The following is a 21,269-nucleotide window of genomic DNA, read 5'->3' on the forward strand; positions in this document are numbered from 1 at the left end:
GCCTGCCGGAAGATTCTCCGGCAGGCCCAGGGATTTTTGCGCTTGCCGGGCTTGGTGGGCTGCGCACTGTGCGGGAGCCGGGTGACCGCGAGGTCCGCGCGCTCGGCCAGCAGGGGGAGGTCACCTGGGCCGGCGACACCCCACGGCGCGCGGTGTCCCTCCCCTACGGCCGCGGCCCGGCGAAGACGGTCTCCCGGCACCGGACGATCGGCCGAGGCACCGCCGGGTGAGCGACCGGGGCGGGAGTCGCAGTGGAGATGGCTTCAACGTGCGGGCTCCCTGGGCCTGTTGACGGCATCGGAGTGCGATGCTTAGAGTCGAGCGACTTTCGTCATGCGGATGAATGATTCTGCTATGCGGATGCAGGTCGGGGGGGGTGTCATGCAGGACGTTACGGCTCTGGATGCGATTGCCGCGGCCACGGAGCGGTTCGTCGCTACCGTCGGCGCGCTCAGTGATGCGGAGGTCGCCGGGGACACACTGGTTCCGCCGTGGTCGCGCGGGCATGTGGTCACCCATGTCGCGCGTGCCACTGACAGCCTCTGTCGGCTGCTTTCCTGGGCCCGTACCGGGATCGAGACGCCGCAGTACGCGAGCATGGCGGCCCGCGCCGCCGAGATCGAGGCGGGGGCGCGGCGGCCCGTCGCCGAGCTGGTCGCCGATGTCCGGGAGACCGCAGCCCGCTTCGAGGAGGCGGTGCGTACGCTGCCGCCGGCGGCCTGGCGCGCCGAGGTCCGGATGCGTACCGGCGAGCTGCGGACGCCCGCGACCCTGCTCCCCACCCGGCTGCGGGAACTGGAGATCCACCACGCCGACCTGGACGCCGGCTACGGCTTCCGCGACATACCGGCCGACGCCGTCCGGTGGATCGTCGGAGACATCGTCGAGGCACTCGCCCGGCGGCCGGACACCCCGCCGTTGCGTCTGGAGGCGACCGACACCGGACTCGTCCACGCCCTCGGGACCGGCGGCCCCACCGTCAGCGGGCGGCAGGCCGACCTCCTCGGCTGGCTCAGCGGCCGCTCCTCCGGTACGGGGCTCACCGTGAGGGGAGCGGACGAGGTCCCGGCGGCGCCCTTCTGGATCTGAGCGGTCCCGTATGCCAGCATCCCCGGCGGGGACACGGAGGGGGCAAGACTCTGGAGACCACACTCAACTTCTGGCGTCAGCACCTCGGGGAGGTACCCGAGTCGGTCTGGCAGCGTACCGAGCTGCAGGTGCTGATCCTGGCGGACAACGGGCTCACGGCGCTCTCCTCCAGGGTCGGGGAGCTGCGCAGCCTCCACACCTTGGACCTCGGACACAACAGGCTCACCTCGCTGCCCGATGCGCTGGGTGACCTCGCCGGACTCAGCGGCTGTCTCTACCTGCACGACAACCGCCTGTCCCGGCTTCCGGACACACTGGGGAACCTGACGCGGCTGCGGTACCTCAACGTCGGCGAGAACCCGCTCACCGCCCTGCCCGGGACGACAGGCCGGATGACGGGCCTGATCGAGCTTCGGGCTCAGCACGCTCGGCTGACCGGGCTGCCGGACAGCATCGGCCGCCTCCGCGCGTTGCGCGAGCTCTGGTTGCGGGGGAACGCGCTCACGAGCCTGCCGCCCTCGGTCGCCGACCTGCGTGAACTGCGGCACCTGGAGCTGCGCGAGAACGCACTCGCCGAGCTGCCGGATGCCCTGGCCGGCCTTCCACGGCTCCGGCAGCTCGACCTGCGCAGCAACCACATCGCTGAGCTGCCGGAGTGGGTCGTACGGATGCCCGCGCTGGAGAAGCTCGATCTGCGCTGGAACGACTGCGTGCCGCCGCAGCGTGTGCTGAACGAGCTGGAAGGGCGCGGGTGCGTTGTGCTGCTGTAGGACCACCCGTCAGGGCTCGGTGGCACAGGAGCTGCCTGGCCGTCCGGAGCGGGAGGGCGGCAAGGGGGGAAGTCCTTGCCGGCCGCTCCGGACGGCTGCTGCTGCTGACTGACTGAGGCTCCCGGCTCGGCTACGGCTGCAGCAGGCTGGTCAGCTGCTCGCCCAGCGGGCCGGCGGAAGCGGGGTTCTGGCCGGTCAGCAGGGTGCCGTCCTGGACGATGTGGGCGTCCCACGGGCGGCTGCCGGTACGGAATTCCGCGCCTCGGTCGGTGAGGGCCTTCTGCGCGGTCCACGGGAGCTCGGCCAGCAGACCGACCTCCTTCTCCTCGTCGTCCGAGAAGGCGGTCATCACGCGGCCCGCGAAGGGCCACGGCTCGGTGGACGAGGTGCACGACAGCAGCGCCGCGGGGCCGTGGCAGACCGCGGCGATCGGCTTTCCGGCGCGGTGGAGGCCGGTCAGCAGGCTGCCGCAGGCGGGGTCGGCCCACAGGTCCACCAGAGGGGCGTAACCGCCGGGGATGAACGCGGCGTCGAAGGAGTCGGCGGTCAGACGGTCCAGGGCCTCCGGAGCCTCGTACCGCGGCCGCAAGTCCTCGACCGTACGGCGGAGTTCTGCACATTCGGCGTCGGTCATGCCGGTGCCCTCGGGGGTGAGGCCGGCCGGCTCGGGGGCGGCGGGCCGGCCTCCGGGCGTGGCGAAGGTGACGGTGAAGCCGTGCCGGGTGAAGATGCGGTGGGGCTCCACCAGCTCTTCCGGCCAGAAGCCCACGGGGCGTGAGCTGCCGTCGAGGAGGGGCATCTGGGTGGCGGCGGACAACACGATCAGGATGTCGGTCATGGGCTCTTCTCCGCGTGGTCATGGGCCGGCGGCGCCCCGCACGGGCGGGGCGCCGCCGGAGGCGGTCGGTCAGCGGTCCTGTTCGGCGGTGCTTTCCCCGGCGGGGCTCTCCCCGGCCGTGCTCTCCTCCGCGGGGCCTTCCCCGGCGGCGGTTTTCGCGCAGGGAGTTGCCCCGGTGATGCCCTTCTCGAGGGCGGTGGCCCTGACGAGTCCTTCCGCCACGGCGCTCACGTCGTCGGCGGCTTCCTCGACGTACAGGCCGAGCTTCTCCATCAGCGGGAACTCGTTGTACGAGAACAGCACCGCTTCGTCGGACGGGTCCCGGTTGGTGTGGGAGTGCCAGGCCCACGAGGGGACGCAGAACGTGTCGCCCGCCGACCAGTCGAAGTCCGTGCCGTTGATGCGGGTCGTCCCGCGGCCGGACGCCACGACGTAGACCACCGCGCCGGTGTGGCGGTGCGTCGCGGTGTGTTCACCGGGGCCGAGCAGCTGGAGTTTGCTGCCGATGGTGCGGGTGACCGGGCCGCCGGTCGCGGGGTCGGTGTAGTCGAGGATCACACCGTCGTACGGGGAGTGGTGGCCGGCCGCGCGTGCCGCCGTGAGCGCCTCGTAGCACTTGTCCCAGGGGTAGGAGTAGAGCGGTGAGGCTTCGCGGCCCCGGCGGGTGTCGGGCAGCAGCAGGCCGCCCCAGGTCGCGAGGGTGTCCTTCCGCGGTGTCGACTTGAGGTGTGTCTTGTCGGGATGCAGCTCGAAGAAGTTGGCGCCGAGCGCGTTCACCAGCGGGTCGTTGGTGCAGTCCTGCCAGATCACCAGGCCGTCGTCGGCGTCGTTCCCGTGCTCGTGCCACAGCCGGCCGGGGGTGACGACGACGTCCCCGGCGCTGACGCGGATGCGGTCGCCGTCGACGGCGGTCCAGCCGCCCTCGCCCTCGTGCACGAACCGGATGGCGGACGCCGCGTGCCGGTGGCACGTCATGGACTCGTGCGGTTTGAGGGCCTGCAGGCCGGAGTACAGGTGCCCGCAGGCCGCCTCGTCGCCGCGGTGGCCGGGGTTGAGGTGGGTGAGGACGCGGAGCGCCGCCGCGTCGCCCTTGACGAACTCGGCGGCCTCCAGGACGAACGGCCGCAGGTTCGCGTACCGCCACATGCAGGGGACCGAACGGGGCGCCGGCGACCAGGGCAGGTCGTCGTTGACGGCGGCCCAGCGCCCGATGGCGTAGAACTCCCCCAGCCGCTCGGCGAAGGTGCCCGGGTCGGCCGCTGTGGGGTTCGTCCGGCGCGCGTTTCCTTCCGCAGTAGTGCTCATGCGGCGCTTCCTTCCGCGGCGGCGGTGGTCAGTTCGTGCCACAGCCCGTCGATGTCTTCCTGGCGCGTGTGGATGTTCCCGATGGAGACCCGGATGACGTATCCGCAGCTCAGGACGGTGTGGGAGACGTACGAGCGGCCGTGCTCGTTGATCCGGTGGTGGATGCGCCGGTTCAGGTCGTCGGTCTGCTCGGGGGTGAGGCCGGGCGGCGCGTACCGGAGACACACCAGCGGGAACGGTGAGTGGGCGTTCTCCACCCGCCAGTGGGGCGTGTTGTCGGCCGCCTTGCGCAGTTGGTCGGCCATGTCGCACGCGGCGGTGAGCCGGTCGGCGATGCCGCGGCTGCCGAAGGACTTGATGATCCACCACAGCTTCAACGCCCTGAACTGCCGCCCCAGTTGGAGGGAGTAGTTCATGAAGTCGACGCTGCCGTCCTCGTGCCGGGTGGTGAGGTATTCGGGAACGAGCCGGAAGGTGTTGCTGAGGGCTTCCGGGTGGCGGCAGAAGAGTGCGCTGGCCTCCATCGGGCACAGCAGCACCTTGTGCGGATTGGCGACCAGCGAGTCGGCCACGTCCAGGTCCGGCAGGTGGCCGCGTACCCGGTCCGTGAGCCGCCAGAAACCGCCGTACGCGGCGTCCGCGTGCAGCCATACGCCGTGTGCAGCGCACACCTCGGCGATCTCACCGAGCGGGTCGACCGCTCCGGTGGAGGTGGTGCCGATGGTCGCGACCACCGCCATGGGCCGGTACCCCGCACGCAGGTCCTGGCGGATGTGCTCGTCCAGGGCACGGGGGTCGAGGCTCCCGTCGGGCCGCGCGGGGAGGTGCACGACGTTGTCCAGGCCGATGCCGAGGGTGATGGCGGCCTTGTCGACGCTGCTGTGCGTGTGGTCGGAGGTGTAGATCCGCAGCTGCGGGGCCGAGGCCATGCCGTGCTGGCGAATCTGCAGGCCGGCGAGGCGTTCACGGGCGGCGGCCAGCGCGTACAGCGTGGCGAGCGAAGCGCCGTCGACGAGCACCGCGTCGCCGTCCGCGGGATAGCCGAGCATGTCGGCGAGCCAGCCCAGTACGGTCGTCTCGACGGCCGCTGCGGCCGGTGCCGCGTCCCACAGCATCACGTTGACATTGAGCGCCGCCGTGGCCATCTCGGCGAGGATCGCGGGCCCGCTGGAGCTGTTGGCGAAATAGGCGTGGAAGCGCGGGTGGTTCCAGAGGGTGAGGTGGGGCCGGACGTCGTTCCACGTCTGGTCGAGGACGTCGGGGAAGGGCTGCGGCTCCACCGGCAGCGGCTCGTCGACCAGCGTATGTATCTCGCGCGCCGGGCGGTGCGTGGTGACCGGTCTGGCCCGCAGCGTCTCGAAGTGTTCGCGCAGGTAGGACAGCAGGATGCGGCCGTTGTCCTCCAGGTCCTGCGGTGTCCAGTCACCCAGCGGCGGCTCAGTGGTGGTCATGCTCGACCTCCACCGGCAGTGCGGTCGCGTAACGGATGGTGCGCGGGCGGGTGCAGTACTTGGCGATGAGCGGCTGCACGAGGGCCTCTTCGGTCTTCAGGAGGTCGCGGTGGTCCGACTCGCTGCGCCACGGGTAGATCCAGGTGACGACGCCGGGGTCGGCCGTGTCCTGGAGGAAGGTCGCGTGCCCGGCCCAGCCGGCGTGGTGGTGCGCGTTGTCACCGATGGCATCGTCGATGATCTGCATGGTCTCGGTGGCGCGCTGTGCGGCCTCGTCGTTCAGGTACCAGGTCTCGACAACGTTGAACGTCATGCTGTTCTCCTCCGGATGCAAGTCACTGGGGTGGGTGACGAATCATTGGGGACGGGTGACGAAATATTCCTGGAGCAGGGATTGCCCGCCCGGAACGAACTTCTCGCAGATGAGCTTGTGTTGCGCGCGGTTGCGCGACTGTTCCTGCCACAGCCGCTGCGCGGCGTCGCGTACGTCCGCCGGAGCGGCACCGGTGCGGGCGGCCTTCTTCAGCGGGCCGCGGACTTCCTTGACGAGTTCGAGCATGCGCTCGTGATCGGTGTTGAACTTGCCGGAGAAACCGGGGCTGACCCAGGGCGGCTCCATCGATGGACGCAGCAGGCCGTCGTAGCTCTCCCGCGGGAAGTCCGAGGCGTACTGCATGCAGGCGGTGGCCGCCCGGTACAGGCGGGTCAGCACCTCCAGCAGCCGGCGTGCGGTCACCCAGTCCTCCTCGTCCACTGCCTTCCGTAAGGTGACCAGGTGGGTGTTCATCACGGTCAGGTGCAGGTGGAAGACGTGGTGTCCCAGCTTCCACCGGCGGACTGCCGTCTTCTGTTCCTCATCGAGCGTCATGTGTGCTCCCGTTGGCAGGCGGTCACTGCTGGTCGGCGGTGATGCGCAGGGCGTGCTGGAGCAGCACGGCGATGCCGTCGAGGAGGTCGGCGCGTTCGCCGTCCGCCAGGCTCGTGGTCTGCAGGTCCTCGGTGACCTGCTGCGACACGGAGAGCGCCTGTGCGGACCACTCGGCGGCGCTGACGTCATCGTGTGCGATGCGGAAGAAGGCGTCGTATTCGGCGGGGCCACTGACGTCGCCGGGGGCGTGGCCGTCGGGCGGGAGGGTGATCGGGGCTATCAGACCGTAATCGTCCGTTGTGGGGACGGACCGGACCATGTGTTGTTGTCCCTTCGGGGTGGGGGGTGCGGTGGAACACGGAAGCGGCCGCAGGGAACCGGCCCGCTTCCGGCGGGAAGGTACGGGCGTCAGGCATGGCGGCGCGGGGCGCGGTTGGCGAACCACACCGCGCCGATGACGACGGCGCAGCCCGCCAGCTGGCTGACGGTGGGTGACTCGCCGAGGACGACGAGCCCGAATCCGATGGCCATCACCGGCTGCAGCAGCAGGAGCGCGGCGGAGGCGTTCGGTGCGAGCCGGTGGCTGCCCTTGCTGATGAAGAGCCACGCGGCGACCTGTCCGAGGAGGGCCAGGGCGATGATCCAGCCCCATGCCGCGGGACGGATGGCGAGCGGCAGGCCCGTGGTCAGCAGGGCGATGCCCCCGGAGGCGAGCGCGGCCGAGCCGGTGGAGATGCACACCGGGGCCACGAGGTGCTGTGGTGAGCGCTGCCCGGACAGCCTGGTCAGGTACAGGTACATGGCGTACGCGACACCGGCGGCGACGCCCAGCACCGCACCGCGAACCGGATGGGGTGCCTGCCCGTCGTGCTCCAGCACGCCGGCCGCCAGCGCGATGCCGGCCAGCATGAAGGGCGTGGTGAAGAGGAAGCGCCGGGGAATCGGTGTGCCGCTGAAGATGCGGGCCAGTACGGGGAAGGCGATGACCTGCACGTTGATCAGTACCGTGGAGATGGCCGCGCCGATGTCCAGGATGCTGACGGTCCACATGACGTAGTCGACACCGAGGAACACACCGGCGGACACGGCGTGGCGGTACAGGGGGCCGGGCAGTGGGCCGTGCCGCCGGGCCTCGTGCACCAGCATGGGAATGAGCGGTACGAGGGCGACGGCACAGCGCAGGAAAGCCGCGGTGCCTGCGTTGATGTCGGCGAGCTTGACGAACATCGCCGAGGCCGACAGGCAGGCGGCGCCCGCGACGACGAGCAGTCCCGCGGCCGTCTGCGTGCCTGCGGCGTGCTGCCGGTCTTCGGGGACAACCGTGGCTCGGGTTTCGGGGGTGGCTTTCACACAGAGCACGATGGCATTCGGCCCCCGAACAGCACTACTTACCATTTATTACCTGAAGAACTTAGCCTGGCTTATATGTTGACGTGGGAGAGACTGAGAGTGTTCGCGGCCGTGGCGCACCACGGCTCGGTGGGGGCCGCGGCCGACGCCCTCCACGTCACCGGCCCGGCCGTCTCCCAGCATCTGCGGCGGCTGGAGAAGGAAGCGGGGTGCCGGCTGGTCGAGCCGGAGGGCCGCGGCATCCGGCTGACGCACGCCGGCCGCATCCTGGCCGCCACCGCGCAGCAGATGGCCACCGCCGCGTCCCACGCCGCGCGGGACCTGGCGACCATCAGCGGACTGGTGGCGGGCCCCCTGCGGGTGGGAGCCGTGGCCTCCGCCCTCCGCGCGCTGATCCCCCAGGCGCTGCAGCGCCTCCAGGAGAGCTATCCGCGCCTCGAACCGGAGGTGTGGGACGGCGAGGCGGCGGAGATGATTCCCTCGCTGCGTACGGGCCAGCTGGACGCGGTCGTCATGGAGAGCTGGGCACACTGCCCCGCGCGCATCCCGCCCGGCATCCGCACCACTCCCCTGGTGCACGAGAACGCGCTCCTGGCCGTGCACGAACGCCACCCGCTCGCCCACTTGGACACCGTGCCGCTGAGCAGCCTGCACGGCCAGGTGTGGGCCACGTGCGCACCCGGCAGCGACGCCCACCAGGCGCTCGTACAGCTCCTGAACTCCCACCGGGTCACCGACATGAAGGTGCGCTACTGCGTCGCGGACTACGCCACGCAGCTCCAACTGGTGGCCTCCGGCCTCGCCGCCGCGCTCGTCCCGAGCATGGCGATACCCGCCGCCCACGAAGGCGTACGGCTGATCCCGTGCCGGCCGGCCGTGACCCGTACCGTCGCGGTCGCCACCGCCCACGGCACCGAAACCCCGCCGATCCACGCCTTCATCGCCGAGATGAAGCGCGCGGGCCAGCACCAGTACGCGGGAGAACGGTGAGGGTGCGTGCGTGTGTGCACACCCCCGTGTGCGCATGTCTTCGTGTGCGCATGTCTTCGTGTGTGCGGCTGAGCGCCCTATGACGTGGTGGCTTCCTCCAGTTCGGCGGCCAGGTCCGGGTCGGGCTTGGGGATGGCGCCGAAGTCGTCGTCCGAGTCGATCTCCAGGCGCAGGACCGCGTCGGTGAGCGAGGTGGTGAAGACCCACCATCTGGCTTCGTAGGCACGGCGCTGCCGTGTGCAGCGCTTGACCTCGACGACGACGTCGAGCTGCCCGGTGGCGAACATCAGGTCGGGGGCAGGGGCCAGGAGGCTGGGGCGCTCGGTGAGCATCGGGTCGGCCTCCTTGTCGTACAGGGCGACGGCCTGGTGGTGCCAGTGCAGGGCGGATTCGGGTTCGGCGTACTGGAGGTGGTGCAGGTACAGGCAGCGGGCGGCGGTGGCGGAGTCGGCGCCGGCGGCGAACTGCCACCAGAACTGCGCTGCCTCGTGCCGGTCGGCGAGGTAGAGCAGGCAGGCGAAGGCGAGCGCGCCGGCCGGTTCGATGCGTGCGGGGTCGTCGACCAGCAGGGCCATCGCGGCGATGGCGGCGGGGTCGCGGACGACGCGGCAGGAGAGGGAGCCCAGGTGGGCGGCGGCGCGGGTGTGCAGTGCCGCGGAGTCCGCCGGGCTGGGGGCTTCCCGCTCGTCCGGGCGGCCGCTGGAGTGGCGGGCCCGGCGCGCCCGGTGCTCCATGGTGGTGGCCTTGCGCCACACCACGCGGCGGGCGATGCGGTTCAGCGCGGCCTGGGCGTCGTAGTCGTCGTACTCATCGGCCAGCACCTCGGCCTGCGCGAGCGCCCGGTCGAGTGCGGACCTGTTGTTCTTCCGGCTCATACCTTTTCCTCCTCGGTCGGTTGCCAGTCGAATCCCAGGTAGCGGGCGAGGCGGCGGCGCGCTCCGTGGATGTGCGAGCGGACGGTGGCGGGGGAGACGCCCATGATGTGGGCGACCTTCTTCTGCGAGTAGCCGAGCACGAAGCACAGCACGATGACGTCGTAGTGGCGTTCGGGCAGCCGGGCGATCGCCGAGTACAGGCCCAGGTTCGATTCGAGCGCGGTCAGCCGGACGCGTGAGGCGTCCCGGAGCGCGGCGAAGGCCGCGGTGGCGACGAAGGGCACCTCGCGCCCCCTCGCCGCCAGGCGCTGGGCGAGCACCTCCTTGAGGGTGGCCATGGCGTACGCCTCCACGCTGGGCTGGCGCAGTACCTCGTTCCAGGTGTCGGCCAGCTCGGCGAAGACCTCGTCGACGACGTCCTCGGCTTCGGGCCGGCTGTCCAGCTGCAGGTGCGCGTAGCGGAGGTATGCCTTGTGGTGCTGCAGGTAGAACGCCGTGAGGTCGAGCGGGAGCACCGCGGAGAAGCGGTCACCACCTGGCGCATCGCCCCAGGGGTTGGGCTGGTCGGTCACTTGGAGCCCTCCTCCGGCTGCCGGCGGCTCAGACCGCGGGCGCGGTCGTGCTGCTGGGTGGCGATGTGGGCGGCTCCGATGCGTACGCCGGCGCCCAGCAGGCGCTTGCCCGCCCTGCGTGCGTCGGCTGCGATCACCCGCGCCGTGACTGCCCACGTCACGGCGTGAGCGGCCATTTCAAGATCCACCTTGTGGTGTCCCTCCAAGGAGCTGGAGAGTGCCCACCCCCGTTGGCACTCAAGGCCGTTGCGGCCCTCACTCCTCAGCCAATCGGAAAAGGCCCCCGAATGTTCACGCGCATCTGCAAAATCTTTCGGAACTGACAAGTCCGCGGCCCCTCAAGGATCTTTGGATCACTCAACGCCCCTTCCGTCACAGTTGCAACCGGCGCGCAATGCGCGTGCACGCGCCGCTGAACGACGCGATGCGCCGGTGCATCGTCGGTGCTCGGCCCGCATGCGAAACCCACGGCCCGCGCCCCACGACTCACGACCCACGCGCCACGGCCCTCAGCTCGCAGCCCACGGCGGTGACCGATATACGGACACTCGTGCGAAGACTCGCTGCAGCATGCATACGATTCCGCGGAACGTCCCCGCTCCACCCCGGAAGGCGCCCGTGAGCTCCACCTCTCCCCCGCCCGCCAGCACGTCGCCGGAGGCGGAGCCCGGATCCGGCACGGTGCTGATCCGCTCGGCGGCCGACGTCTCCGACCTGGTCAATTCGGGCACGGCACGCGGCCGGCACGCCCGGATGATCGTGATCATCGCGCTCGGCGGGATCTTCCTCGACGCGTACGACCTCAGCTCCCTCGCGTACGGGCTGCCCGACATCACGAAGCAGTTCGGGCTCAGCTCCGCCATGGCCGGGCTGGTCACCGCCTCGATCAGCGTCGGCTCGCTGCTGGGCGCGCTGATCGGCGGCTGGCTCGTGGACCGCATCGGCCGCTACCGGGTCTTCATGGCCAACATGCTCTTCTTCGTCGTCACCGCGCTGGTGTGCGCGGTGGCCCAGGACGCCTGGACGCTGACCGCAGCGCGCTTCGTGATGGGCATCGGCGTCGGCATGGACATCCCGGTCGCCATCGCCTTCCTCGCCGAGTTCTCGCGGCTGCGGGGCAAGGGCAGCAAGGGCTCGCGCACGGCTGCCTGGTCGCCCGCCTGGTACGCGGCGACCAGCGGCTGCTATTTGATCATCATGCTGCTGTACTTCCTGCTGCCGGACGCGCAGCTGGGGTGGCTGTGGCGGTTCACCGTCGGCTTCGGCGCGGTCCCCGCGCTGGTCGTGCTGCTGCTCCGCCGGCGCTACATGAACGAGTCCCCCACCTGGGCCGCCGACCAGGGCGACCTGGAGAGCGCGGCGCGCATCCTGCGGGAGTCGTACGGTGTGGACGCGCGCGTCGCCGACGACGTGCCCGCGCGGGCGGCCCGTCCCTCCCGGCCGGGGCTGAGCTCGTACGCACGGCTCTTCACGCCGCCGTACCGCACGCGCACGATCCAGTCGGTGACGGTCGGGCTGGCGGAGACCTTCGGGTACAACGCGGTCGCGTTCGGGCTGCCGATCATCATCGCCACGCTGATGACGCAGGGCCCGCTGACCACCATCGCGTCGTCCTTCGCGCTGAACCTGGTCTTCGCGCTGACCGGCGGGCTGCTCGGCATCCGCTGGGCGTCGACGCGTGGCGCCTGGCCGATGATGACGCTGGGCTTCGCGATCCAGTTCGTGGCGATCACGGTGCTCGCACTGGTCGGGCAGCCGTCCGGGACGGCCGTGGTGACGGCCGGCATCCTGATGCTGGGCGCGTTCATGTTCGCCCAGGGCTTCGGCCCCGGCGCGCACATCATGAGTTACGCCTCGCTGGGCTTCCCGACCTCGATGCGCGGCGTGAGCATCGGCTTCAACCAGGCCGTGCTGCGGCTCGGCTCGACGCTGACGCTGTTCTTCTTCCCCATTCTCAGCAGCGGCCTCGGCACGGGCGTGTACTGGGTCATCCTCGCCGCGCCCGCCCTCGGCCTGGCCGCGCTCCTCGTGAAGCGCTGGGAGCCGGTCGGCTTCGACGCGGACGCGGAGGAGCGGACCCTGACGGGAACGGCGGCGGCCGGCAGCTGATCAACGGAGTGACGGGCCCGCGTTCCCTGCCCGGGGACGCGGGCCCGCGCGCTTCCCGGGCAGGGAACGCGGCCCCCGCCGCCGCGGACCACGCCGCCCTCGCGCCGGGGACCGCGGCCCTGCCACGCGGACCTCGGCGAAAAGTTGTGGCGTCAACTGCCCTGCCCTACAGCGGATCGCGCCCGTACCGTGGTGCGCCGAGGACTCGTGACCGGACGGACGTGCGAGCGTGCGGCCGGGCGTACGAGGAGAAGGCGTCGAAAGGGGAAGGTGTCATGCCGCTGGAACCCGTGTCCCGCGCTTTTCTGGCCGAGCTGGCCGCGGCCGAAGGCCCGGCGATCCACGAGTCGACACCGGCGATCGCCCGCATGAGCGGGCCGGTCCTCGCCGGGCTGAGCGGCCCCGGCCCGGCGGTCGGGTCCGTCCGGAACCTCAGAGTCGACGGCAGCGGAGGAACGTTCCGCGTCCGCGTGCTCCAGCCCGAAGGGACGCCGCGGGCCATCATCGTGTACTACCACGGCGGTGGCTGGGTGCTCGGCGACATCGACCTGCAGTACGACCACGTGGGCCGGCGGCTGGCGAACATGACGCAGTCGACGGTGGTCCTCGTCAATTACCGCAAGGCCCCCGAGCACCCCTTCCCCACCGCGGTCGAGGACGGGTACGCCGGGCTGGAATGGGCGGCCGGGCACGCCGCGGAGCTGGCGCCCGCGGGCGTTCCGCTGATCGTCGCCGGTGACAGCGCCGGCGGGAACATCGCGGCGGTGATGACGCTGTGGGCCCGCGACAAGGCGGGGCCGCGCATCGACTACCAGGTCCTGGTCTACCCCGTGACCGACTGCGCCACGGACACGCCCTCCTACCTCGCGCCCGAGAACCAGCTGCTGCTCAGCCGGGACACCATGCTCTGGTTCTGGGGCCACTACCTCGCGGACGAGGCGGCCCGCACGCACCCGGACGCCTCCCCGCTGCGCGCCGCGAGCCACGCCGGGCTGCCCCCTGCGCTGGTGTACGTGGCGCAGTACGACCCCCTGCACGACGAGGGCGTCGCGTACGCGAAGGCACTGGAGGACTCGGGCGTGCCGGTCACGCTCGCGGAGGCCGGGGGACAGATGCACGCGTACTTCCAGATGGCGGGGATACTGCCCGGTCAGGAGGAGGGGATGGCGGTGGTCGCCGGCCACATCGACCGCTTCGTCACCGCCTTCGCCGAGGGGAGCGTGAGCCATGTCTGACCGGATGTCCGCCGCCACCCACGGCAGTGCGTCCGGCCCCGCTGCCGACCATGACGTGGTCATCATCGGGGCCGGGTTCGCGGGCCTGTACCAGCTGCACCGGCTGCGCCGGCTCGGGTTCGACGCACGGGTCATCGAGGCCGGTGACGACGTCGGCGGCACCTGGTACTGGAACCGCTACCCCGGAGCCCGCTGCGACGTCGAGTCGATCCAGTACTCCTACTCCTTCGACCCGGAGCTGGAGCAGGAGTGGGACTGGAGCGAGCGGTACGCGGCACAGCCGGAGCTGCTGTCCTACGCGCGGCACGTCGCGGACCGGTACGGCCTGCGCCCGGACATCACCTTCGGGACGCGCGTCGAGCGGCTGGAGTGGGACGAGGACGCGCGCCGCTGGACGGTGACGACCGACGACGGCGGCTCCCGCACGGCGCGGTACGTGATCGCGGCGACCGGCTGCCTGTCCGTGCCCTCCCGGCCGGCGTTCGAAGGGCTGGCGGACTTCTCGGGCGAGGTGTACTGGACGTCCCGCTGGCCGCACGAGGACGTCGACCTGGCGGGCAAGCGCGTCGCGGTCGTCGGCACCGGGTCGTCCGGGCTGCAGACCATCACCGCGATCGCGCCGGTCGTCGGGGAGCTGACGGTCTTCCAGCGCACCCCGAGCTATGCCGTGCCGGCACACAACGGGCCGATCGGCGAGCGCCTGGCCGAGGCCCGCACGCACTACCCGGAGCTGCGGGAGCGCAGCCGTATGTCGCGTACCGGGTTCCAGTGCCCCGGCCCGGACGGTGCCGGCTCCCTGCTGGCGGCCGAACCGGACGAGGTCAGGCGGGAGTTCGACAAGCGGTGGGCCGACGGCGGGCTGTGCTTCTCCAGCGCCTACAAGGACATCCTCCGGGACCCGCGGGCCAATGAGGCGGCCGCCGAGTACGTACGCGGCCGCATCCGCGAGAAGGTCGCCGACCCGGTGCTGGCCGAGAAGCTGTCGCCGCGTACGTACCCGATCGCGAGCAAGCGGATGTGCGTCGACACCGGGTACTTCGAGGTCTACAACCAGGACAACGTCTCACTGGTCGACCTCACCGAGCAGCCCGTCCGCCGGATCGGCGCACGCGGCATCGTCACGGGCGGCGACGGTGACGAGCAGGAGCACGTCTTCGACGTCATCATCTTCGCCACCGGCTTCGACGCCATGACCGGCGCGCTGAACGCCATGGACATCCGCGGCGGCGAGGGCCGCTCCCTGCGCGGGAAGTGGGCCCACGGGCCGCGCACCTACCTGGGCCTGATGTCGGCCGGCTTCCCGAACCTCTTCATGGTCACCGGGCCGCAGAGCCCGTCGGTGCTGTCCAACATGATGACCTCCATCGAGTACCACGTCGACTGGATCACCCGTGCGCTGGAGCACCTGCGCACGCACGGGCTGACCCGCATGGAGGCGGCGCCCGAGGCCGAGGACAACTGGGTGAACACCACCAACGACCTCGCGGCGCTCACGCTGATGCCGCAGGCCGCTTCGTGGTACATGGGCGCCAACGTCCCGGGCAAGCAGCGGGTGTTCATGCCGTTCATCGGCGGCGTCGGCACGTACCGGCAGATCGGCGACGGGGTGGCGGTGGCGCACTACCACGGCTTCGAGCTGGCCTGAGCGCGCCGGCCCGAACGCCGCTCGCTCGTCTCAGGCCAGGGTCGCCAGCAGGGCCTGGCACGCGTCCGCGCAGTTCCGGCACGCCTCGGCGCACACCGCGCAGTGTTCGTGCATCGAGGCGTGCCGCTCGCACTCGGCACCGCACGCCAGGCACACCGTCGCGCAGGTCTCCAGCACGTCCCGGACGAGGTCGGCGTCCTCGCCGGTGAACCGCGACAGGACGCGGGCGGTGGCGTGGCAGACGTCGGCGCAGTTCAGGTCGGTACGGATGCACCGGCGCAGCTCGGCCACCTGTTCCTCGGCCAGGCAGGCGTCGGCGCAGACCGTACACGCCTGCGCGCACTCCAGTACCTGGTCCAGGCAGCTCACGAGCGCCTCGCGGTCGGCCTGGCCGACTGCGACGGGGCGGGTGGCCAGCATCTTCGCCGTCACGGACATCCTCGGCTCCTCACGGTCACGCTGATGGTCGGGGGATCGGTCACGCTGATGGCCGGGTGGGCCGGTCACGCCGATCGGTCCCCCGTGGGCACCACACGAGGTCCCCCGCGTGCGCGCGGGGAAACACCTCCCTCCGCCGACAGGGGGAACGCCACCGGACACGCCTGGCGGGGAGATCCCGGCCTTCCGCCCCGAAGGGTGACGTCATGTGCAGCGAGCGCTTCCGCAGACCCGGCAGACCTGAGGGAAGTCAGCGGGGCGAATCCGCCGGGCTGCCGTCACGTGCGGCCCCGCCTAACATGGCACCGGGGCACGGCGGCCACTGCCGCCGTCCCTCCCCGTTCGGCGCACCCTGACGGTGCGTCACCGGCTTGCGCATCCTCACCGGAAGGTCAATCGGATGGCCCTGCCCGTCGTCGTCGGCATCGACGGCACCGCCGAGAGTCTGGCCGCCGCCGACTGGGCGGCGGACGAAGCGCTCCGCCGCGGCCTGCCGCTGTCCCTGGTGTACGCCTGGGACCCGCAGCGGCTGGCGGACGTCCCGCTCGCCCTCTCCCCCGCGGCGCAGCAACAGGCCGCCGAGGGACTGGTGCGGGACGCGGAACGGGAGGTGCGCGCCCGCCACCCGGACGTGCCCGTCACGGCCGAGGCGGTGACGGGCCCGGAGGTCGCCGCGCTCACCGCGCGGAGCGAGGACGCGGCGATGCTCGTCCTGGGCTCCCGCGCCCTCGGCCCGGTGGTCGGTTTCCTCGTCGGATCGATCGGCCTCAAGGTGCTCAAGGGGGCCCGGTGCCCGGTGGTCATGGTGCGCAACCACGAGCGGGCGGCCGGGCCGGCCACCGGTGCCGTGGTCGTCGGCGTGCAGGAGACGGGCGAAGCGGCGGCCCCGGTGCTGTCGTACGCCTTCGAGACGGCGGCGGCCCGCGGTGCCGGGGTGCGTGCGGTACGGGCCTGGAGCCTGCCCACGGTCTTCTCGTTCCGGCCGTCGACGCTGCGGCGCGCCGACGAGCACGGCGGCATCGAGGAGATGGAGCGGCAGGCGCTGGCGGACACCCTGGCGCCCTGGCGGGAGCGGTACCCGCAGGTGCCCGTGGAGCAGCATCTCGACCTCGGCAGCGCGCCGGAGGTCCTGCTGACCTCGGCCACGGACGCCCAGCTGCTGGTCATCGGCCGCCGCGCCCGGCCCGGCGGCTTTCGCCACATCGGCCCGGTGGCCCACGCGGTGCTCCACCTCGCGCAGGTCCCGGTCGCCGTGATCGCCGGCGACTGAGCCCCGGGCCCGGCGCCGTGTCCGGCACCGCGTCCGGACCCGGCCCCGTCCGCCCAGGCGGCCCCGCGCCGGCGGGCCCGCGGCGGCCGGGTCAGCCCTCGTCGTCCCCCTCGTCCTCGTCGTCGTCGAAGACCTCGTCGATGACCTCGGCCGCGATGAAGCCACCGGCCACGCCGACCGCTGCGCCCGCCGCGACGCCCGCGACGACGGCTCCCGTGCTGGGGCCGGAGCGCTGCCGGCTCTCGTGGTGGTGCGGGTCGTGGTGGTGGCCGGTGTGGTCGTCGTGCGGCGCGTACGGGGTGCCGTGAGGAGCGGTGTGTCCGGCGCGGCTGTCGATGAGCCGGCGGAGCCAGGTGTCGACCTGTGCCGTCCAGTCCACCTGGGCCACGTTCTCGTGGCTCACGACGAAGCGGTTGAGCGCGTCATGACCGCCGGTGAACAGGCCGCCGCGCTTGTCCGCCTCCAGGACGACCTCCATTCCGGCCGGCGTGGCGAGGAAGGTCACCTCGACCTCGTTGACCGCATGGGCGTGCTGCGGCGGCGGGGTGAGCTCGATCTCCTGGTAGAAGGGGAGCGACTGGGCCGTGCCGTGGATGTGCCCGAGCTCCAGGTCGGCGGACTTGAAGCCGTAGCCCAGCTGTCCCAGCGCCGCCAGGATCGCTTCCTGCGCGGGCAGCGGCTCGACGCGGAGCGGGTCCAGGTCGCCCCGGTCCTTGGCGCCGGCCACGGCCAGTTCGGTCCGTACGCCGAGGACGATGCCCAGCGGCTGCCCGTACAGCTCGGTGACCGGGGTCTCCCACGGGAGCCGGATCGTGAACGGCACGCTGCGGTGTTCGCCCTCCGCGAGGCGGAAGCCGCCGCCGACCGTCACGCGGTCGAAGGAGACGGTGCCCTCGCGCTCGCCGTCGTCGTGCTCGGCTTCGACGCGCGCGACGAGTTCGAGGGTGATGTGCTCGATGTCGAAGGCCGCGCTGCCGCCTTCGAGGTGGACCTGTCCGGAAAGGTGGCCGCCCGGCCGGACGGCGCCGCCGTCCAGGACCGTGTCCACCGAGGGGGCTCCCACGCCGATGGCGCCGAGCAGCCGCTTGAACACCATCGCGGCGTTCTCCTTCAGTTGTTCTCTGTTGTCCGCTGTTGCTGTCTGCTGTGCTCTGCCGTCTTGCTCGCCGGGCCGGCCGTGGTGGCCCCGCGCGGGACCACCACGGGGTGGTGCGGCGCCGGGGGTGTTACTTGGCGGTGCCGTGCAGCGTGGCCAGGGCCGCGGCCCAGTGGACGTACTTCAGTCCGGCGAGATCCGACACGGTCTTGATGCCGAACGCCTCCTCCAGGAGCGCGCCCTGACGGTCGGAAACCCCCTTCAGCGCCGACGCCGGCGCGGCCATGACCTCGGCGAGGTCCTTCTCCGCCCATGCCTTGTCGAGCACCTGGGTGAGGTCGATCGAAGCCATGTCATTCCTCCATGTCCGTTGTCGTGCCGGCTGCGGTCAGCCGCGTGCCTTGAAGCGGTCCAGGGCGGCGACGCCGATGCCGGCCAGGACGATCTGGATGATCCATTCGATCCAGTCGATGCCCTTGGTGTCCGCGACGCCGAACGCGGCCGCGATGCCCGTGCCGATGAACGCGGCCACGATGCCCACCGCAATCGTCCACAGGACGCCGATGCGCTGGCGTCCCGGCACGACGAGCCTGCCGAGGACGCCGATGACGATGCCGATCACGATCGCGCTGATGATGCCTGAGATTTCCATGCCGTCTTCCGTGGTCGTGTATCGCCGTAAGTGCGAAGGGCCGTGCGGGTACGTGGTCGTGAGCGCGCCTGCCGGCGGGTGCGGCAGGGCGTCACGCGGACAGGTTACGAGATAGATCTACAGAGATGTAGAAATTGCGCGCGCGGCGATCATTCTCGGCCACCGCTCACTCCTCGGCGAGCACCACGATCGCGTCGTCCTCGCCGAGGGTGAGGGGCGCCGTCTTGGCCGGATTGAGGCGTACGCCGTACGAGGGCGGCTCGTCGCTGTGGCGGGCGAGGCGGTATCCGATGGCCGTCTCACCGCGCCGGCGTGCCGCCTCGATGACGGTGGCGAAGTTGGCCTGTACGCCGGGCACGAGGTAGTCACCCGCGGGCTTGAGGTAGATCTCCGAGCCCTCCGGGTCGAAGAGGTCGGCGAACACCGCGTAGAGCTGGCGGTTCTCGGTGAGCTGGGTGAGCAGCAGGCTGATCACCTTGGTGCTGACGATGAAGTCGTCGGCCTTGGTCACCTGCGCGACCTCGCGGTTGGCGTCGTCGTTCATCTCGGTGACGATGGAGTACGGGTCGCCGAGCCGGAGTTCGATGTCCCGCAGGTGGAGCAGGGTGACCAGGGTACGGTCGTCGGCGCGTTCGGGGTCGATCCCGTCGTCCGTGAGCACGACGACGTGGCGGTACCCGTCGAGGCCGACGGCTTCCAGCGAGGATCTGCGGGTCGGCACGCAGTGCTTGTGGCCGACAGTGAGGTTCTCCAGGCGGCCCGTGAACAGGTCTTCAGCGGGGCGCCGGGTACTCGCGATGTCGACGACGGACCCCGGTTCCACCAGCCGGTCCAGCAGCTTCACGATCTTCGGGGCGCGGGAGTTCCAGCCGATGACGAGGGTGCGGTCGGGCACGGGCCGCTCGCCGGCCGCCGAGGCGATGGCCGCGCCGACGATCTCCGGGCGGGTGTCGGCGAGCCGGATGAGCAGGTCGTCCTCGGCGACCACGAGCAGCTGGTCACCGGCCCCGATGACGGTGTCCATCGGCGGGTTGACCAGCATCTCGCCGGTGCGGCGGCGCAGCCCGACGGGTATGCCGAGGTCGAACCGGTCGAGCGTGTCGCCGAACTCCGCGCCGACGAGGGCCGGTTCGGTCCACGGGTAGATCTCGTTGCCGACGAAGCTGAGCAGTTCGTTGAAGACGGCGGACAGGCCCGCCTGCCGGTGGGACTGCACGATCAGCCGGACGGCGATGTCGTCGGCGTCGATCACCAGCGCGGTGTCCCCGGCGGCCAGCCGGGCCGCCGCCAGGTTCTCCGAGCTCTGCACGGCGGCCACCACGCTCGGCAGCCGCCCCCGCCACTTCCGGCTGCTGAGCAGCAACAGCATCTTGATGACGTCGATGTCCCCGTCGTCGCCGACGGGCGGCAGTACCATGATCGACTTGGCGGTGTCCGGGCTGACCAGCTCCAGGTCCTCCCGGCGCAGCGGGCTGCCGGAACGGCAGATGACCCGGGTGCGGCCGGTGCGCGGGATGCGCCGCCGGATCTCGTCCTCCATGTCGACCTTGTCCCGGTCGGCCAGGATGACCACGCACGAGCGGCGCTCGCTCTGGTTGGCCTCCACCAGCTCCGCTATCACCGTGAAGACCTGCTCGGACCAGCCCAGCACGATCGTGTGCCCGCGCTCGATCAGCCGGCCCTTGCCCTTGCGCAGCTCCCGTATCCGGTCCTCGAGACCGGTGGTGAGGACGCCGATCAGCGCGCTGACGATGAAGATGCCGCCGATGGTCACGGCCAGCATGAGGGCCAGGAACACCGGCCGTCCGGTGTCACCGCCCATCGTGCCGGGGTCGAGGGTACGCAGCAGGCTCATCCAGGCGACGCCTGCCCAGCCGCCGTTCTTCTCGGTGTCCTCGTCGGTGAGGGCCACCACCAGGCTGGACACCAGGGCGACCAGTACGACCGAAGCCAGTCCCAGCCAGCCGATGAGGGCCGGCGTGCCGCGGTCCATCGTGCCGTCGAACCAGTACCGCAACCGGTCCCTGAGCCTCGTGCGCACTTCCTCCGCCTTCCACTGTCCCGAGCGCGCGGACGGCGGCCGGGGTGCGTTCTCGCGTAGCTGTGTTTCCGCGTAAGCGTGTTTCTGCATATCTGCATGCCTGATGCCTGCGCGTCGGCATGCTTGCGGTAGCGGCGTCCTGCCGCGCACCGCCGTTGATCATCTTCGCAGGCGCACCGGGCGCACCCGACGGGCCGGGCGGGCGGCCGTGCTCGGTATCCGTCGGTGCCCTCCGTACGGTGCGGACCGCGCGACGCCCGCCGCCGAACGGAAATCGGTGTACCGACGTATACCGACACCCGCTCCGGTACCGATGTCCGGCCCGGCCGCCCGATGCAGAGTGGGCCACGCGCGCGGACCGGGAGACGCGCGCGGAGCACGGCTGGAGGAATCCGATGATGGGGGCGAGCGACGGCGGGCCGGACGACCTGACCGGCCGGGACCTGGCGCTGTCCGAGGTGACCGAACTGCTGCTGGCCGAAAGGGTGGTGACGGTGACGGGGCCCGGCGGGGTGGGCAAGAGCGCACTCGCCATGGAACTGGCGCGCCGGCTGCTGCCCGAGCGGTGGCAGGTCGTGGGGCGGGCCGACCTGGCCCGGCTGGACGATCCACAGCTGCTGCCCGAGCGGCTGGCACGCGCCTTGCGGACGGACGGCTCGCCGGGCGGGGGCCGGC

General features: G+C 71.3%; 23 protein-coding genes and 1 pseudogene. 9 read left to right on the forward strand and 15 right to left on the reverse strand.

From position 1 onward, the window contains the following. The first annotated feature begins 68 nt into the window (after positions 1-68). The 3 genes from C3486_RS37405 (at position 69) to C3486_RS22495 (ending at position 1,859) form a co-directional block, all read left to right on the forward strand. Positions 69-230, forward strand: coding sequence for a hypothetical protein (locus C3486_RS37405; protein WP_181138650.1), 162 nt, complete (start codon positions 69-71; stop codon positions 228-230). A 151-nt stretch (positions 231-381) separates the two neighbouring features. Continuing rightward, entirely contained in the window at positions 382-1,089 is a 708-nt protein-coding gene (locus C3486_RS22490) for a maleylpyruvate isomerase family mycothiol-dependent enzyme (RefSeq protein ID WP_103834577.1), read from the forward strand. A 50-nt stretch (positions 1,090-1,139) separates the two neighbouring features. Beyond that, the gene (locus C3486_RS22495; RefSeq protein WP_103834578.1) at positions 1,140-1,859 is read left to right on the forward strand and encodes a leucine-rich repeat domain-containing protein; all 720 of its coding nucleotides are present in this window, start codon (positions 1,140-1,142) and stop codon (positions 1,857-1,859) included. A gap of 130 nt (positions 1,860-1,989) precedes the next feature. Here the strand turns inward: C3486_RS22495 and C3486_RS22500 are convergent, their stop codons facing one another. The 7 genes from C3486_RS22500 to C3486_RS22530 form a co-directional block, all read right to left on the reverse strand. Next, the gene (locus tag C3486_RS22500; protein WP_103834558.1) at positions 1,990-2,697 is read right to left on the reverse strand and encodes a type 1 glutamine amidotransferase domain-containing protein; all 708 of its coding nucleotides are present in this window, start codon (positions 2,695-2,697) and stop codon (positions 1,990-1,992) included. Between the two features lie 69 nt (positions 2,698-2,766). Next, positions 2,767-4,002 carry a cupin domain-containing protein gene (locus tag C3486_RS22505; protein ID WP_103834559.1) on the reverse strand — a complete coding sequence of 412 codons (1,236 nt, stop codon included), beginning with the start codon at positions 4,000-4,002 and terminating at the stop codon, positions 2,767-2,769. Then, positions 3,999-5,453, reverse strand: a complete 1,455-nt coding sequence (locus C3486_RS22510; protein WP_103834560.1) for a pyridoxal-dependent decarboxylase — start codon at positions 5,451-5,453, stop codon at positions 3,999-4,001. Before C3486_RS22510 ends, C3486_RS22505 begins: the two co-directional genes overlap by 4 nt. Then, positions 5,440-5,766, reverse strand: a complete 327-nt coding sequence (locus C3486_RS22515; protein ID WP_103834561.1) for a hypothetical protein — start codon at positions 5,764-5,766, stop codon at positions 5,440-5,442. The genes C3486_RS22510 and C3486_RS22515 overlap by 14 nt, the downstream gene beginning before the upstream one ends. A 42-nt stretch (positions 5,767-5,808) precedes the next feature. Beyond that, on the reverse strand, positions 5,809-6,321 hold the full coding sequence (locus C3486_RS22520) for a hypothetical protein (protein WP_103834562.1): 513 nt from the start codon (positions 6,319-6,321) through the stop codon (positions 5,809-5,811). Positions 6,322-6,343: 22 nt separating this feature from the next. Next, complete coding sequence (locus tag C3486_RS22525; RefSeq protein WP_103834563.1) at positions 6,344-6,640, reverse strand: hypothetical protein; 297 nt, start codon at positions 6,638-6,640, stop codon at positions 6,344-6,346. Between the two features lie 89 nt (positions 6,641-6,729). After that, positions 6,730-7,671: a DMT family transporter gene (locus C3486_RS22530; RefSeq protein ID WP_258052941.1), complete on the reverse strand. Its 942-nt coding sequence runs from the start codon at positions 7,669-7,671 to the stop codon at positions 6,730-6,732. 75 nt (positions 7,672-7,746) lie between these two features. On the opposite strand from C3486_RS22530, the gene C3486_RS22535 reads away from it, so the two are divergent. Beyond that, complete coding sequence (locus C3486_RS22535) at positions 7,747-8,661, forward strand: LysR family transcriptional regulator (RefSeq protein ID WP_103834564.1); 915 nt, start codon at positions 7,747-7,749, stop codon at positions 8,659-8,661. Positions 8,662-8,738: 77 nt separating this feature from the next. Here the strand turns inward: C3486_RS22535 and C3486_RS22540 are convergent, their stop codons facing one another. Genes C3486_RS22540 through C3486_RS37410 form a run of 3 tightly spaced genes read right to left on the reverse strand, consistent with a single transcriptional unit; the run spans position 8,739 to position 10,284 of the window. Continuing rightward, on the reverse strand, positions 8,739-9,536 hold the full coding sequence (locus C3486_RS22540; RefSeq protein WP_103834565.1) for a hypothetical protein: 798 nt from the start codon (positions 9,534-9,536) through the stop codon (positions 8,739-8,741). After that, positions 9,533-10,108, reverse strand: coding sequence for an RNA polymerase sigma factor (locus tag C3486_RS22545; protein WP_181138651.1), 576 nt, complete (start codon positions 10,106-10,108; stop codon positions 9,533-9,535). The genes C3486_RS22540 and C3486_RS22545 overlap by 4 nt, the downstream gene beginning before the upstream one ends. Further along, on the reverse strand, positions 10,105-10,284 hold the full coding sequence (locus C3486_RS37410; protein WP_181138652.1) for a hypothetical protein: 180 nt from the start codon (positions 10,282-10,284) through the stop codon (positions 10,105-10,107). The genes C3486_RS22545 and C3486_RS37410 overlap by 4 nt, the downstream gene beginning before the upstream one ends. Before the next feature lie 442 nt (positions 10,285-10,726). On the opposite strand from C3486_RS37410, the gene C3486_RS22550 reads away from it, so the two are divergent. From C3486_RS22550 to C3486_RS22560, 3 genes are all read left to right on the forward strand, one after another. Continuing rightward, on the forward strand, positions 10,727-12,217 hold the full coding sequence (locus C3486_RS22550) for an MFS transporter (RefSeq protein ID WP_258052942.1): 1,491 nt from the start codon (positions 10,727-10,729) through the stop codon (positions 12,215-12,217). 275 nt (positions 12,218-12,492) lie between these two features. Continuing rightward, on the forward strand, positions 12,493-13,452 hold the full coding sequence (locus C3486_RS22555; RefSeq protein ID WP_103834567.1) for an alpha/beta hydrolase: 960 nt from the start codon (positions 12,493-12,495) through the stop codon (positions 13,450-13,452). Further along, entirely contained in the window at positions 13,445-15,097 is a 1,653-nt protein-coding gene (locus C3486_RS22560; RefSeq protein WP_258052943.1) for an NAD(P)/FAD-dependent oxidoreductase, read from the forward strand. The genes C3486_RS22555 and C3486_RS22560 overlap by 8 nt, the downstream gene beginning before the upstream one ends. A gap of 30 nt (positions 15,098-15,127) precedes the next feature. Here the strand turns inward: C3486_RS22560 and C3486_RS22565 are convergent, their stop codons facing one another. Then, complete coding sequence (locus C3486_RS22565; RefSeq protein ID WP_103834569.1) at positions 15,128-15,535, reverse strand: four-helix bundle copper-binding protein; 408 nt, start codon at positions 15,533-15,535, stop codon at positions 15,128-15,130. Positions 15,536-15,935: 400 nt separating this feature from the next. Here C3486_RS22565 and C3486_RS22570 point away from each other — a divergent pair, with 400 nt between their 5' ends. Beyond that, on the forward strand, positions 15,936-16,805 hold the full coding sequence (locus C3486_RS22570; RefSeq protein ID WP_103834570.1) for a universal stress protein: 870 nt from the start codon (positions 15,936-15,938) through the stop codon (positions 16,803-16,805). A 91-nt stretch (positions 16,806-16,896) separates the two neighbouring features. Here C3486_RS22570 and C3486_RS22575 read toward each other — a convergent pair whose 3' ends face one another. The 4 genes from C3486_RS22575 to C3486_RS22590 form a co-directional block, all read right to left on the reverse strand. Continuing rightward, on the reverse strand, positions 16,897-17,901 hold the full coding sequence (locus C3486_RS22575; RefSeq protein WP_103834571.1) for a sporulation protein: 1,005 nt from the start codon (positions 17,899-17,901) through the stop codon (positions 16,897-16,899). A 130-nt stretch (positions 17,902-18,031) separates the two neighbouring features. Beyond that, positions 18,032-18,253 carry a hypothetical protein gene (locus C3486_RS22580; protein WP_103834572.1) on the reverse strand — a complete coding sequence of 74 codons (222 nt, stop codon included), beginning with the start codon at positions 18,251-18,253 and terminating at the stop codon, positions 18,032-18,034. Between the two features lie 36 nt (positions 18,254-18,289). Then, positions 18,290-18,553: a GlsB/YeaQ/YmgE family stress response membrane protein gene (locus C3486_RS22585; RefSeq protein WP_103834573.1), complete on the reverse strand. Its 264-nt coding sequence runs from the start codon at positions 18,551-18,553 to the stop codon at positions 18,290-18,292. Positions 18,554-18,719: 166 nt separating this feature from the next. Then, the gene (locus C3486_RS22590) at positions 18,720-20,594 is read right to left on the reverse strand and encodes a potassium transporter TrkA (protein ID WP_258052944.1); all 1,875 of its coding nucleotides are present in this window, start codon (positions 20,592-20,594) and stop codon (positions 18,720-18,722) included. 395 nt (positions 20,595-20,989) lie between these two features. Between C3486_RS22590 and C3486_RS22595 the strand changes: the two are divergent. After that, positions 20,990-21,269 (forward strand): annotated as a pseudogene (locus C3486_RS22595) (AAA family ATPase); the annotation flags it as partial.

The organism is Streptomyces sp. Ru73, assembly GCF_002920575.1.
Lineage (GTDB): Bacteria > Actinomycetota > Actinomycetes > Streptomycetales > Streptomycetaceae > Streptomyces.

What these genes read in the sequence shown, in the direction of transcription:
- C3486_RS22490 (WP_103834577.1), top strand. Translation starts at nt 382, where the DNA reads ATGCAGGACGTTACGGCTCTGGATGCGATTGCCGCGGCCACGGAGCGG.
- C3486_RS22500 (WP_103834558.1), bottom strand. Translation starts at nt 2,697, where the DNA reads ATGACCGACATCCTGATCGTGTTGTCCGCCGCCACCCAGATGCCCCTC.
- C3486_RS22505 (WP_103834559.1), bottom strand. Translation starts at nt 4,002, where the DNA reads ATGAGCACTACTGCGGAAGGAAACGCGCGCCGGACGAACCCCACAGCG.
- C3486_RS22510 (WP_103834560.1), bottom strand. Translation starts at nt 5,453, where the DNA reads ATGACCACCACTGAGCCGCCGCTGGGTGACTGGACACCGCAGGACCTG.
- C3486_RS22515 (WP_103834561.1), bottom strand. Translation starts at nt 5,766, where the DNA reads ATGACGTTCAACGTTGTCGAGACCTGGTACCTGAACGACGAGGCCGCA.
- C3486_RS22520 (WP_103834562.1), bottom strand. Translation starts at nt 6,321, where the DNA reads ATGACGCTCGATGAGGAACAGAAGACGGCAGTCCGCCGGTGGAAGCTG.
- C3486_RS22525 (WP_103834563.1), bottom strand. Translation starts at nt 6,640, where the DNA reads ATGGTCCGGTCCGTCCCCACAACGGACGATTACGGTCTGATAGCCCCG.
- C3486_RS22535 (WP_103834564.1), top strand. Translation starts at nt 7,747, where the DNA reads ATGTTGACGTGGGAGAGACTGAGAGTGTTCGCGGCCGTGGCGCACCAC.
- C3486_RS22540 (WP_103834565.1), bottom strand. Translation starts at nt 9,536, where the DNA reads ATGAGCCGGAAGAACAACAGGTCCGCACTCGACCGGGCGCTCGCGCAG.
- C3486_RS37410 (WP_181138652.1), bottom strand. Translation starts at nt 10,284, where the DNA reads ATGGCCGCTCACGCCGTGACGTGGGCAGTCACGGCGCGGGTGATCGCA.
- C3486_RS22555 (WP_103834567.1), top strand. Translation starts at nt 12,493, where the DNA reads ATGCCGCTGGAACCCGTGTCCCGCGCTTTTCTGGCCGAGCTGGCCGCG.
- C3486_RS22560 (WP_258052943.1), top strand. Translation starts at nt 13,445, where the DNA reads ATGTCTGACCGGATGTCCGCCGCCACCCACGGCAGTGCGTCCGGCCCC.
- C3486_RS22565 (WP_103834569.1), bottom strand. Translation starts at nt 15,535, where the DNA reads ATGTCCGTGACGGCGAAGATGCTGGCCACCCGCCCCGTCGCAGTCGGC.
- C3486_RS22570 (WP_103834570.1), top strand. Translation starts at nt 15,936, where the DNA reads ATGGCCCTGCCCGTCGTCGTCGGCATCGACGGCACCGCCGAGAGTCTG.
- C3486_RS22575 (WP_103834571.1), bottom strand. Translation starts at nt 17,901, where the DNA reads ATGGTGTTCAAGCGGCTGCTCGGCGCCATCGGCGTGGGAGCCCCCTCG.
- C3486_RS22580 (WP_103834572.1), bottom strand. Translation starts at nt 18,253, where the DNA reads ATGGCTTCGATCGACCTCACCCAGGTGCTCGACAAGGCATGGGCGGAG.
- C3486_RS22585 (WP_103834573.1), bottom strand. Translation starts at nt 18,553, where the DNA reads ATGGAAATCTCAGGCATCATCAGCGCGATCGTGATCGGCATCGTCATC.